Consider the following 12,629-nt stretch of genomic DNA (forward strand, 5'->3'; position numbering starts at 1 on the left):
CTCCTCAGGCACACGAGACGCAGGTCGTCGCCTCGGGGATCGCTTCCAGCCTCTCGGGGGCGATCGCCGCGCCGCAGCGCACGCACTTGCCGTAGGAACCCTCGGCTCGGCGGCGTAGCGCGCTCTCGGCCCGTTCGAGGGTGAGGCGGGCAGCTTCGAGCAGCGTGCGGGTGCCGTCACGATCCTCTTGGATGGAATCGGGATCGGAAAGCAGCTGGGCGTACTCGGCCTCGAGCCGAGCAAGCTGAACCTGCGCGGTATCGGCCTGGTGGCGCAGGTGCTCGTCGCCGGCTTCGGCAGCGGGCTCGGTGGGGGTGGCGGACATGATGGACCTCGTGTGGGACGGGAACCATACGATGCTACCGGCGGCCGGTGCCCCTGAGCAGGGTGCCGAGCCGGCCTTCCTCCCGTTCACGCAGGGCCACGTTGACCCGCTGGCGCTCCAACACCTGGGCGAGCGTGGCTGCCGCCTGAGGGATCGGGTGCTCGGCGAAGAACGCCTGCACGTCTGCTTCGAGCTCGGCCGTGTTCAGCAGTTTGACCGCGTCGATCATGCGCACGATGGTCGAGTTGGGGAACGTCGCGCAGGCGTGGTCCCACCGCGCGCGCACCATCTGCCAGGCGAGCGCGCCGTGGTTGCGGTTCGCGATGCAGCGCCCGAGCAGGAACGGCGCGTTCTGGGTCTTCACCTCGCCACTGAACGCGAGCTCGCATGCGCGCTCCACCAGCTCGGGCGAGTCGAATTCGGCCAGCGCGTAGAGGGCACGGAGCTGTTCTTGGGGAGTGGCCGGGCTGCGGAACTGGCCGAGGAAGCGCTCGAAGTCGCGGGCGTCACCGGTGGCACCGACGACGCTCGTCGCCGCAGCGACGAGCTCGGGGTCGACGCCGAAGCCGCCCGGAGCCGCGTCGGCCGCGTCGAGCAGCGCGCGGCAGCGCACCTGCGCTTCGGCGTCGTTGCCGAGCACGGCGACGGTCACCGCGAGCAGGCCGCGCAGCTTGGCCCGCAACGGGTCCTCGTCGGTGACGGGTTCCCACCCGAGACGGCTGATCGCCGGCAAGGCGAGGGAGCGCACTCGATCGCGGAACGCGTCGTGGGCCTCGCCGTCGACCAGGCGCCCGATGCCGCGCAGGCCGACGGTCAGCGCCTGCCAGACGGCGAGGTCGTCGTCTTCGCCGAAGCCCGCGGCGAGATCGAGGAAGGAGGCCGCGGCGAGCTCGTCGGCGACCACCGCGTTCCAGGCGTCGTCGAGCAGCAGGTACCGCTCGACGGTGGACAGCCCGCGCAGGGCGGCGCCCGTGAGCCGGGAACGCAGCGTGTCGTCGTAGGAGACGCGGTAGAAGCCGTGGCCGCCGGCGTTGACGACGACGGGACCCTCGCCGCAGGGGATGCGCGCCGGCTCGTCGGCGAGCAGCACCTTGACGTCGGGGGAGTCGCCGGTGCGCACGTGGACCGGCACCAGCCACGTCGCCGGGTCGTCGGTGACCTTGCTGGTGAAGCCGAAGCGGCGCTGGGTGAGCACCACGTCGTCACCGTCGACGCCCGCGGTGACCAACGGGAAGCCGGGCTGCCAGATCCACGAGTCCATGAGCGCGCGTACCGGTTCTTCGTCGGCCACCGTCTCGATCGCGTCCCACAGGTCGGAGGTCTCGGTGTTCGCGTACGCGTGGGTGCGCAGGTAGTGCCGGACCCCGTCCCGGAAGCGGTCCTCGCCCAGATACTGCTGGAGCATCCGGAGCAGCGCGCCACCCTTCAGGTAGGTCAGCACGTCGAACATCGCATCGGCGTCGGCGGGTGAGCGCACCTCGAACTCCACCGGGCGTGTCGTTGCCAGCGAGTCGGTCTCGAACGCAATCGAGCGCTCCAACGAGAAGCTGGTCCACCGGTCCCAGTCGGGGCGGTACGCGGCGCACGCGGCGATCTCCATGAACGTCGCGAATGCCTCGTTCAGCCAGATGCCGTTCCACCACCGCATGGTGACGAGGTCGCCGAACCACATATGGGCCAGCTCGTGCGCGACGACGTCGGCGACGGACTGCTGCTCTTGCTGCGTGCTCGTCGCCGGATCGACGAGCAGCACGCTCTCGCGGAACGTGATGCAGCCGAGGTTCTCCATCGCCCCTGCCGCGAAGTCGGGCAGCGCGACGAGGTCGATCTTCGCGTCGGGGTAGGGGATGCCGTAGTAGTCGACGAACCAGCGCAGCGCGAACGCACCGACGTCGAGCCCGAAACCGGTGAGGTGGGCCTTGCCGGGCACGTGCACGACGCGCAGCGGCACTCCGCCGACGTCGACCGCCGGAGTCGCTTCGAGCGGGCCGACGACGAACGCGACGAGGTAGGTGCTGATCGGCATCGTGTCCGCGAAGCGAACGGCGACGGTGCCGTCGGGTCGATCAGTTCGTTCCAGCTCGGGGCCGTTGCTGATCGCCAGCAGATCCTTCGGCACCACGAGCGTGATCCCGAACACCGCCTTCCACTCCGGCTCGTCCCAGCAGGGGAAGGCGCGCCTGCAGTCGGTTGCCTGCATCTGGGTGGTGGCGATGATGTGCTCGGCGCCGGCCCCGTCGACGAACGTGCTGCGGTAGAAGCCGCGCAGCTTGTCGTTGAGCGTGCCGCGGAAGGCGACGTGCAGGGTGCAGCTGCCGGTGCCCAGCCCGGCGCTCGGCGTCACGAAGAGCCGTTCGGCATCCGGATCGAGGCGCCACGAGGCCTCGACTCCGTCGAGCTCGACTACGTCGATGTCGAGCTCGGCGGCGTTCAGCACCAGTTCGTCGGTGCGTTCGTCGACGTCCACGTGGATGGTGACGTCGCCCGCGAAGCGTGCTGCAGCCAGGTCGGGAACGAGTGTCAGGTCGTAGCGGCGCGGCCGTGCATGGCGGGCCAACCGGTGGGGATCGAGCTCGGGCACGACGGGCAGGGTAGCTGTGGCGGCGGCGCGGGCGGCCCGCTCCCGCCTCGGCGCGGTAGCGTCTCCCGGCGTGCCCGACGCGCCTCCGCCGCTGTACGACGTCGTCGGCATCGGCAACGCGCTGGTCGACGTCATCGCCCACGCCGGCGACGACTTCTTGCACCACGAGGGCATCGTCAAGGGCTCGATGACGCTGGTCGACGCTTCGCGCGCGGAGCACCTCTACCGCTCGCTCGGGGCGGCGGTCGAGATGAGCGGGGGATCGGCGGCGAACACCGTCGTCGGCGTCGCGAGCCTCGGCGGGCGGGCCGCCTACATCGGCAAGGTCTCCGACGACGAGCTGGGCCAGGTGTTCGGCCACGACCTGCGCGCCGTCGGCGTGACCTTCCGCCCGGGTGGCCTGCTGCACGAGATGGCGACAGGGCGCTGCATCATCGTCGTCACCCCCGACGCGCAGCGGACGATGAACACCTACCTAGGCGTCTCGTCCTACCTCCAGCCGAGTGACGTCGACGACGCCACGATCGCCGCCGGCAGGGTGCTGTACATGGAGGGATACCTGTTCGACCGTGACGACGCGAAGGCAGCCTTCCGCCACGCGGCACGTGTCGCCCACGCCAACGGGCGCGAGGTGGCACTGACGCTGTCGGACAGCTTCTGCGTGGAGCGCCATCGCGACGACTTCCGCGCGCTCGTGTCCGACGAGGTCGACATCCTGTTCGGCAACGAGCACGAGCTGCTCGCGCTGTACGAGCACGACACGTTCGAGGCCGCCGTCGCCGCCGTCCGCCAAGACGCCCGCCTGGCGGTGATCACGCGCGGGGTGATGGGCTCGATCGCGATCACCCACGACGCGATCGTCGAGGTCGCCCCCGAGCATGTCGACCACGTGCTCGACACCACCGGTGCCGGAGACCTGTACGCAGCCGGGTTCCTCCACGGGTACACCCATGGGCGCCCGCTTGAGGCGTGCGGACGGCTCGCCTCGATCGCCGCGGCCGAGGTGATCTCGCACATCGGGCCCCGCCCGCTGACCGAGCTGCGCCACCTGGTCCCGGCCGACCTGGCGACAGGAGGGACGCGATGAACGACGACGCGAACGTCACCGCCCGCAGATGGCTGGCGGCGGAGCCCGATGCCGACATCGCCGCAGAGCTCGACGCCCTGCTGCGCGGTGAGCCGGCCGAGCTCTCCGCCCGGTTCGCCGGCCGGCTGCTGTTCGGTACGGCCGGCCTGCGCGGCGCGGTGGGCGCCGGGCCGCTGCGCATGAACCGGCTCGTCGTCCGCCAGGCCGCAGCCGGGCTGGTCGACCACCTGCTGGCCGAAGATCCCTCGGCGGCGGAGCGTGGGCTGCTGATCGGCTACGACGCCCGCCGCAAGAGCGACGCGTTCGCACTCGACACGGCGCGGGTGGCCGCGGCCCGCGGGATGCGGGCCCGCTTGCTGCCGCGACCACTGCCGACACCGGTGCTCGCCTGGAACATCACCGAGCTCGGCGCGGCGGGCGGGGTGATGGTCACCGCCAGCCACAACCCGCCCGCCGACAACGGCTACAAGGTGTACCTCGGCACAGGCGCTCAGATCGTGCCGCCGGCCGACGAGCAGATCTCCGCCCGCATCGCGGCCGTCGACCCGACCACCGTCGAGCTGGCACCCGAGGATCATCCACTCGTCGAGCACCTCGACGAGTCCCCGTATGAGGCCTACCTCGCCGCAGTGCCCCATGTCCGCCTGCGCCCCGACGTGGCGGGCGTGCCGATCGTGGCCACCGCGTTGCACGGCGTCGGTGGGGAGACCCTGCTCGCCGCGTTCGACCGCGCGGGCTTTCCCCGCCCGGGCGTCGTCGCCGCGCAGCAGCAGCCCGACGCCGCGTTCCCGACCGTGCCGTTCCCCAACCCCGAAGAGCCCGGGGCGATGGACCTGCTGCTCGATCTCGCGGACGAGACCGGGGCGGTGCTGGCGATCGCCAACGATCCCGACGCCGACCGTCTCGGCGCCGCAATCCCCGCCGAGGGCGGCGGCTGGCGCAAGCTGAGCGGTGACGAGATCGGCTGGCTGCTCGCCGACCACATCTTGGGCTACACCTCCGGCGCCGACCGGCTGGTGGTGACCACCCTCGTCTCCTCCTCGCTCCTCGCCCGCATCGCCGCCGACCACGGCGTGCACTGCGAGGAGACGTTCACCGGCTTCAAGTGGATCGCCCACACCGCGCTCAGCCACCCTGAGCTGCGGTTCGTGTTCGGCTACGAGCAGGCGCTCGGCTTCCTCGTCACCGGACAGCCGCTCGACAAGGACGGGATCACCGCGGCAGTGCTGATGGCCGAGATCGCCGCGGTGGCGGCGGCTGAGGGCACCACCGTGCAAGGGCGCCTCGACTCGCTTGCCGCGCGCTACGGGCGCTACGTCACCACCGAGCGCAGCATCCGTATGGAACCCATCGCTGCGGCAGCCGCCGTCGGGCGCCTGCAGGCTTCACCTCCCGCGCAGGTCGGCGGTCGCCAGGTGACCGCGGTCAGCACCTACCCGGAGGCCGACCTCGTGCGCATCTTCATCGCCCCCGCCGACGACACGGGGTCGCCGGTGCGGTTGCAGGTGCGTCCGAGCGGCACGGAGCCGAAGGTGAAGCTGTACGCCGAGGCGATCGGTGAGGACCCGGGGCCGCTCGTCGACGCCCTCGTGTCGTTGCTCACCGCCCCGGCCCGGCCCTGAGCGGCGTCAGGAGCCGGTGCCGAACTGGCGGTCGCCAGCGTCGCCGAGCCCGGGCACGATGAACGCGAGGTCGTTCAACCGGTCGTCGACGGCAGCGGTGAAGATGCGCAGGTCGAGCCCCTCGGCGCGCAGGTGCTCGATGCCCTCGGGCGCGGCCAGCACGCACACGACGGTCACCGGCGTGGGCGCGCCACGCTCGCGCAGCAGCTGCACGGTGTAGGCGAGCGAGCCGCCGGTGGCGAGCATCGGGTCGAGCACGATGCACATGCGTCCGTCGAGGCGTGCCGGCAGCTTGTTGACGTAGGGGCGCGGCGAGAACGTCACTTCGTCGCGGGCGATGCCGACGAAGCCGACGTCGGCGTCGGGCAACAGGTGCTGGGCAGCGGTGACGAAGCCGAGCCCGGCGCGCAGCACCGGCACGAGCAGCGGCCGGCTGGCCAGCCGTCGGCCGGGGGCGGCGGTGAGCGGCGTGTCGACGGTGACGTCGACCGTCGGCAGTTGGCGTGTCGCCTCGGCCAGCAGCAGCAGACCGACGCGGCCGAGCTCCTGGCGAAAGAGCGTGTTCGGCGTGTAGCGGTCGCGCACGTTGGCGAGGGCATCGGCGACAAGTGGGTGATCGACGATCTGGACTTCGACGGACATGGGGCGATCCTCGCGTGTCTAGGCCGCGCCGAGCGACTGCTCGGCCCTCAACAACGCGTACTGCGGCTTGACGATGCCGTTGATCAGGCGCAGCCGCTCGTCGAAGGGCGCGAATGCGCTCTTCATCGCGTTGATGGTGAGCCACTCGAAGTCTTCGAGGCCCCAGCCGAACGCGTCGGCGAGCTGCAGCAGCTCGTTCGTCATCGACGTGTCGCTCATCAACCGGTTGTCGGTGTTGACCGTCACCCGGAAGCGCAGCCTGCGCAGCAGACCGATCGGATGGTCGGCGACGGTGGCACAGACGCCCGTGTTGACGTTGGACGTCGGGCACAGCTCGAGCGGCACGCGCCGATCACGCACGTAGGACGCCAGGCGCCCGAGCTTGGAGGGACCGCCGTCGGCAGCGTGGCCGATGTCGTCGACGATGCGCACACCGTGGCCGAGCCGCTCGGCCCCGCAGAACTGCAACGCCTCCCAGATCGACGGCAGCCCGAACGCCTCGCCGGCGTGGATCGTGGAGTGGAAGTTCTCGCGCTGGACGTGCTGGAAGGCGTCGAGGTGCCTGGTCGGCGGAAATCCGGCCTCGGCGCCCGCGATGTCGAAGCCGACCACGCCGGCGTCACGCCAGCGCACGGCCAGCTCGGCGATCTCCAGGCTGCGGGCCGCGGTGCGCATCGCCGAGCAGATCGCGTAGACGCTGATCCCGGTGTCGGACGCGCCGTTGCGGAACCCGGTGAGCACGGCGCCCATCACCTCGTCGAGAGTGAGCCCGGCCTCGGTGTGCAACTCGGGAGCGAAACGCACCTCGGCATAGACCACGCCGTCGGCGGCGAGATCGAGCGCGCACTCGTAGGCGACGCGCTCCAGCGCGTCGGGATGCTGCATCACGCCGATCGTGTGGGCGAAGGTCTCCAGATACAGCACCAGATCGTTGCGCTTGGCACCGCGGTGGAACCAGTGCGACAGGTCGTCGACGTCGCTCGTCGGCAGGTTGCCGTAGCCGTGCTCGGCGGCGAGCTCGACGACGCTCCGCGGGCGCAGACCCCCGTCGAGGTGATCGTGCAGCAGTGCCTTCGGAGCCCGGGCGCAGAACTCGGCAGCGAGGCTCATCGGACGTCGAGCCTAGTGCTGGTGGAGCTCGGCGAAGCCGGGCCGCACGACCTGCTCCACGATGCGGACGCGATCCTCGAAGGGTGCGAAGCCGCTCATCACACCGTTGACGACGAGCTGTTGCAATTCGGACCAGTCGAGTGCGAACGCGGTGCCCACGGCGTACAGCTCCGACGACGCCGACACCCCGCTCATCAGGCGGTTGTCGGTGTTGACGCTCACGTTGAACCCGGCGCGCAGGAACGCCCCGATCGGGTGGTCGGCCACCGACGCGACGGCGCCGATCTGCACGTTGCAGGTGGGTGCCATCTCGAGGTGCACCTGGCGGTCGAGCACGTGGCGCGCCAACGGACCGAGCACGAGACGGCCGTCGGGGCCGAGATGGGTGTCGCGGCCCAGCCGTACACCGTGGCCGATGCGGTGTGCTCCGTGGGCGAGGGCGTCGGAGATCAGCTCCAGGTCCGGCGGCTCGCTCGCGTGGATGGTGACGTTGAGGTGAAGACGTCGGGCGGCGGCGAGCGCGTCGGCGTGCAGCGACGGCGGGAACCCGGTCTCGGCGCCGGCGAGATCGAACGCGACGACCTTCGGCTCACGCCGGCGGACGCGGTCGACGAGCGCGACGATCTCGCGTGAGCGCCCCGCGGTGCGCATCGCGCAGCAGATGACGCCGACCAGTATCGAGTGGCCGGCGCGCACTGCTTCGGCTTCGCCGCGGCGGATGCCCGCGCACACCGCGTCGACGGCGGCCTCGAGCGCGACCCCACCCCCTTGGTGCAACTCGGGGGCGAAGCGGATCTCGGCGTACACGACCCCGTCGGCGGCGAGGTCGACGACCGCTTCGTAGGCGACGCGCTCCAACGCCGCCTCCGTCGCCAGCACCGCGAGCGTGTGCTCGAACGTGGCCAGGTACTGGACGATGTCGCGGGTGTCGGCGCCGCGGGTGAACCAGTCCTGCAGGCCGGCCGGCTCGGTCGCCGGCAGGTGCGGCGTCCACCCGCACTCGTCGGCCAGCTCGAGCACCGTCTGAGGTCGCAGCCCACCGTCGAGGTGGTCGTGCAGCAGCGACTTGGGCGCCGCCCGCGGATTCATGCGTGAGGGCGGCCGGCATCTAGAGCTGGGAGCCCTTGCGCCAGGGGATGCCCTCCTGCGCAGGAGGTCGCAGCTGCTGGCCGCCGACCGATACCACGACGAGGGTGACGAGGTACGGCATGATGTAGACGAACTGGTTGTTCGGCCGCTCCGCCATCGCGTACGCGATGAACCCCGCCGCCGAGAGCGCCACCGTCCACGGGACGATCGACCAGCGCTTGCGCCACACGGCGACCACCGTCGCGACCGCGATGGCGATCGCCGCCGCCAGGATCAGCGCCCGGACCAGCTCTTCCGGGCGCACTCTCAAGGTGATGCCCTGGAAGTAGCCGAAGAGGCCGGCGCCGGCCGCCACACCAGCGGGCATCCAGTTGCCGACGATCAGAGTCGCCAGGCCGAGGAAGCCGCGCCCGCCCGTCTGGCCCTCTTGGTAGCGGTTCGTGAACAGCACGAGCACCGCCCCGCCGAGGCCCGCGCTCGCCCCGGACAGGATCATGCCGTAGTAGCGGGTGGCGTACACCGACACGCCGAGCGAGTCGGCGGCGCTCGGGCGCTCACCGGCAGATCGCAGGCGCAGCCCGAACGGGGTGTGCCAGATGACGTACGCCGAAGCGAAGAACACCGCGGCCACGAGGATCAGGTCGTACGTGATGTTCGTCGTCAGGCCCTTCAGCAGCCCGGCGATGTCGGACACCATGAACCAGCCGCGCTCCTCGATCCAGCCGAGGGGGTCGGGAGTGGTCCACCCGAACAGGTCGCCGCCGGAGGTCAACGGCATCGTGAACCGTCCGAGGGAGCCCTTGTTGCCGGGGGAGTTCGTGATCGAGCCGCCCGGTTCGCCGACGAAGAGCAGGTTGGCCATGAAGCGGGCCACACCAGGGGCGATGATGTTGATCGCGAAACCCGACACGATGTGGTTGACGCCGAACGTCACCGTCGCGAAGGCGTGGAGCAGGCCGCCGAGGACGCCGCCGATCACGCCGCCGAGCAGGGCTGCCCACGGCCCGTACTCCCAGCCCCACCACCCGGCGAAGATCGTGCCCATCACCATCATGCCTTCGAGGCCGATGTTCACGGTGCCGCTGCGCTCTGCCCAAAGACCCGCGAGACCGCAGAGCGCGATCGGTGCCGCCGTGCGCAGAGCGGCGCCGAACGTGCCCGACGACGTGAGGTCGTCGTTGCCGCTGATCAGGCGCGCGGTCGAGATGATGGCGACGCCGACGAGCGCCCACATCGTGACCGAGCGCTGAGCGAAGAAGCGGGCGAAGCGCTCGCCGAACGAGGGTGTGCCGCGCGGCGCTTCGGTGGTCATCGTCGCGGTGCTGGCGTCGGTGGAGCTCACGTCGTCACCCCCGCACTACCGGGTCCGGTCGCTATCGGTTCGGGGACCCTGGCCGCGGCAGCTCGCGCGGCGGCGCGGGTCGCGGCCTCCTCGTTGCTGCGCTGGACCACCTCGAACGCGATCACGGCGGCCAGCAGGAACGAGCCCTGCAGGATGACGCCGATCTCCTGGGGGATGCCGAACGGGGAGAGACGCTGGGTGGCTCTTTCGATGGTCGCCCACACGAGGGCGGCCGCGGCGATGCCGCCGGGGTGGTTGCGCCCGAGCAGGGCGAGCGAGATGCCGGTGAACCCGAGGGACTTCGGGAACTGATCGCCGTACTTGTGGAACTGGGGGTCGGCGAGCAGACCGCTCATGCCGATCAGGCCGGCCACCGCACCGGAGAGGACGATCGTCGCCAGCACCATCACCTTCGGGTTGATCCCCGCCGTGCGCGCCGCCGCCGGGTTCGTGCCCGAGACGCGCAGGTGGTAGCCGAAGCGGCTGCGGTTGAGCATCAGGTGGTAGCCGATGCCGAGGGCGACCGCGAAGGGCAAGAAGCCCTGCAGCACCACACCCTCCGGAAGGTCGAGCCCGACGAGCTCGAACAGCCGGTTGAGCGGGGGGAGCTGCGCCGACTTCGGCAGTGGCTTGGTCTCGGCAACGAGATCGACGGCCTTGTTGCGCAGGTACTCCGCGACCAAGAAGGCGGTGATCCCGGTCGCGATGTAGTTGAGCATGATCGTCGAGATCACCTCGTTGACGCCCCGGGTCACCTTCAGGACGCCGGCGATCGCCGCCCATGCCGCGCCGACCACGACCGCGATCACGAGGATCATCGTCACGTGCAGCACCGGCGGCAGGCTCACCGCTGCGCCGGCGGCCGCGGCGAGCAGGGTGGCGAGGATGTACTGGCCGTTGGCGCCGATGTTGAACAGGTTCATCTTGAACCCGATCGCCACCGCTACGCCGGCGACGTAGTAGGGGGTGGCGCGGTTGATGATCGCGACGACCGCGTCGATCGAGTCGATCGACTTCCACATCTCCGCGAACGCCGTCAGCGGGTTGTTGCCGCTGATCATCAGCGCGATCGAGCTGACTACGAACGCGACGGCGGCGGCGACCGCCGGAGCGAGCAGAGCGTGCCTGATCCTTGTGATCACCCGGGCCCCTCCCCGTCGGCGCCGGCCGGGCGCTGCCTCTGCGTCTTCACCCCGGTCATGTACGAGCCGAGCTCGACGGGCGTGACATGCGCCGGGTCGAGCTCGGCCACCATCTGGCCGCGGAGCATCACGAGCAGGCGGTCGGAGAGCCCGATCAGCTCCTCGAGGTCGGCCGAGATGAGCAGGGTGGCGAGGCCCTTGGCCCGGGCGTCGCGCAAGATGTCCCAGATGCTCGCCTGGGCCCCGACGTCGACGCCACGCGTCGGGTGGGCGGCCACGAGCAACCGCGGCTCGGCGGTCATCTCCCGTCCGACGACCAGCTTTTGCTGGTTGCCCCCGGACAGCGTGAACGCAGGCACATCTGCACCAGGGGTGCGGACGTCGAACTCTTCGATGACCTGGGCGGTGCGCTCACGGGCGCCGGCGCGGTCGATCCAGGCCCCCTTGGCGAACGGCACCCTGGTCTGGTGACCGAGCATGACGTTCTCCCAGATCGTGAGCGGCAGGACGAGCCCGTCCTTCTGGCGGTCCTGGGGGATGTAGCCGATCCCGTGCTCGCGGCGCTCGAGGGTGGACATCCCGGTGATGTCGCTGCCGTCGAGCAGCAGCTCCCCGGTGGCCGGGCGCAGGCCGACGATCGCCTCGATCAGCTCCGCCTGGCCGTTGCCCTCCACACCGGCGACGCCGAGGATCTCCCCGGCGTGGATGCGGAACGAGACGTTGTCGAGCGTGAGCCTTCTCGTCTGGGAGCGCATGGGCACCCTCGCCGAGTCGGCGGTACCGAGGTTCGCGGTCGCGGCATCGATCCCGGTCAACGGCGCCGCGCCCTGGTCGTTGCCGGCTTCGGCCGCGACGCACAGGTCGCGCACTTCGAAGAGGACGCGATCGGTGACGGTGCTCTCGCGGGTCTCGGGTGAGGGCAGCTCGCTGCCGACCATCATCTCGGCCAGCTCGTGGGCGCTGACCGACGACGGGTCGGCCACCTCGCCGACGGTCTTGCCGGCACGGATGACGGTGATCGCATCGGCGTACTTCAACACCTCGTCGAGCTTGTGGGAGATGAAGATCGCCGTCGATCCGCCGCGGGTGAGCTCACGCAACGACTCGAACAGCTCGTCCACCTCGTGGGGCACGAGCACCGCCGTCGGTTCGTCGAGGATGAGTATCCGCGCGCCGCGGTACAGCACCTTCAGGATCTCACAGCGCTGCTTCTCGCCGACGCCGAGGTTCGCGACGAGTTCGTCCGGGTCGACCTCGAGCCCGTACTGCTCACCGAGCTCGACGAGGCGCGCCCGCGCCGCCTTCGCGTCGAGGCGCCACGCGTGACCGGGTTCTTGACCGAGGACGATGTTCTCCCAGACGGTCAGGTTGTCGGCGAGCATGAAGTGCTGGAACACCATCCCGATCCCGGCGGCGATGGCCTCCTTCGGGGTGCGGAAGTTGCGTTCGGCGCCGTCGACCACGATGGTGCCCTCGTCGGGGCGGTGAGCCCCGTACAGGGTCTTCATGAGGGTCGACTTACCCGCTCCGTTCTCGCCGACGATCGCGTGGATCGTGCCCTGGCGGACCGTGAGGTCGACGCCGTCGTTCGCGACCACCCCCGGGAAGCGCTTGACGATGTCGCGCAGTTCGATCGCGACCGGAGCCAGCGTGGCTGCGCCCATCTCGATTCCCATCGGCGCTCTGTCT

The 12,629-nt window shown here is 70.5% G+C and carries 10 protein-coding genes; 2 read left to right on the forward strand and 8 right to left on the reverse strand.

Annotation, left to right across the window (positions count from 1 at the left end; all coding sequences use genetic code 11):
* Positions 1 to 4: 4 nt before the first annotated feature.
* Positions 5 to 325 carry a TraR/DksA family transcriptional regulator gene (locus IPM43_12015; protein ID QQS24131.1) on the reverse strand — a complete coding sequence of 107 codons (321 nt, stop codon included), beginning with the start codon at positions 323 to 325 and terminating at the stop codon, positions 5 to 7.
* Between the two features lie 34 nt (positions 326 to 359).
* Positions 360 to 2,906, reverse strand: coding sequence for a M1 family metallopeptidase (locus IPM43_12020; GenBank protein QQS24132.1), 2,547 nt, complete (start codon positions 2,904 to 2,906; stop codon positions 360 to 362).
* Between the two features lie 70 nt (positions 2,907 to 2,976).
* On the opposite strand from IPM43_12020, the gene IPM43_12025 reads away from it, so the two are divergent.
* On the forward strand, positions 2,977 to 3,993 hold the full coding sequence (locus tag IPM43_12025) for an adenosine kinase (GenBank protein QQS24133.1): 1,017 nt from the start codon (positions 2,977 to 2,979) through the stop codon (positions 3,991 to 3,993).
* Positions 3,990 to 5,615 (forward strand): phospho-sugar mutase, encoded by a 1,626-nt coding sequence (locus IPM43_12030; protein QQS24134.1) that lies wholly within the window; start codon positions 3,990 to 3,992, stop codon positions 5,613 to 5,615. The genes IPM43_12025 and IPM43_12030 overlap by 4 nt, the downstream gene beginning before the upstream one ends.
* Before the next feature lie 6 nt (positions 5,616 to 5,621).
* On the opposite strand, the gene upp is transcribed toward IPM43_12030, so the two are convergent.
* Genes upp through IPM43_12060 form a run of 6 tightly spaced genes read right to left on the reverse strand, consistent with a single transcriptional unit; the run spans position 5,622 to position 12,616 of the window.
* Positions 5,622 to 6,257 (reverse strand): uracil phosphoribosyltransferase, encoded by a 636-nt coding sequence (gene upp / locus IPM43_12035; protein ID QQS24135.1) that lies wholly within the window; start codon positions 6,255 to 6,257, stop codon positions 5,622 to 5,624.
* Positions 6,258 to 6,275: 18 nt separating this feature from the next.
* The gene (locus IPM43_12040; GenBank protein ID QQS24136.1) at positions 6,276 to 7,367 is read right to left on the reverse strand and encodes an adenosine deaminase; all 1,092 of its coding nucleotides are present in this window, start codon (positions 7,365 to 7,367) and stop codon (positions 6,276 to 6,278) included.
* A gap of 12 nt (positions 7,368 to 7,379) precedes the next feature.
* The gene (locus tag IPM43_12045; protein QQS24137.1) at positions 7,380 to 8,456 is read right to left on the reverse strand and encodes an adenosine deaminase; all 1,077 of its coding nucleotides are present in this window, start codon (positions 8,454 to 8,456) and stop codon (positions 7,380 to 7,382) included.
* Between the two features lie 19 nt (positions 8,457 to 8,475).
* A complete protein-coding gene (locus IPM43_12050) occupies positions 8,476 to 9,768 on the reverse strand; it encodes an ABC transporter permease (GenBank protein QQS26451.1) in 1,293 nt (430 codons plus the stop codon).
* A 26-nt stretch (positions 9,769 to 9,794) separates the two neighbouring features.
* Positions 9,795 to 10,940: an ABC transporter permease gene (locus tag IPM43_12055; GenBank protein ID QQS24138.1), complete on the reverse strand. Its 1,146-nt coding sequence runs from the start codon at positions 10,938 to 10,940 to the stop codon at positions 9,795 to 9,797.
* Positions 10,937 to 12,616 carry an ABC transporter ATP-binding protein gene (locus tag IPM43_12060; protein QQS24139.1) on the reverse strand — a complete coding sequence of 560 codons (1,680 nt, stop codon included), beginning with the start codon at positions 12,614 to 12,616 and terminating at the stop codon, positions 10,937 to 10,939. Before IPM43_12060 ends, IPM43_12055 begins: the two co-directional genes overlap by 4 nt.
* Between the last annotated feature and the right edge of the window lie 13 nt (positions 12,617 to 12,629).

It is taken from the genome of Actinomycetota bacterium (assembly GCA_016700055.1).
GTDB lineage: Bacteria > Actinomycetota > Acidimicrobiia > Acidimicrobiales > Ilumatobacteraceae > Kalu-18.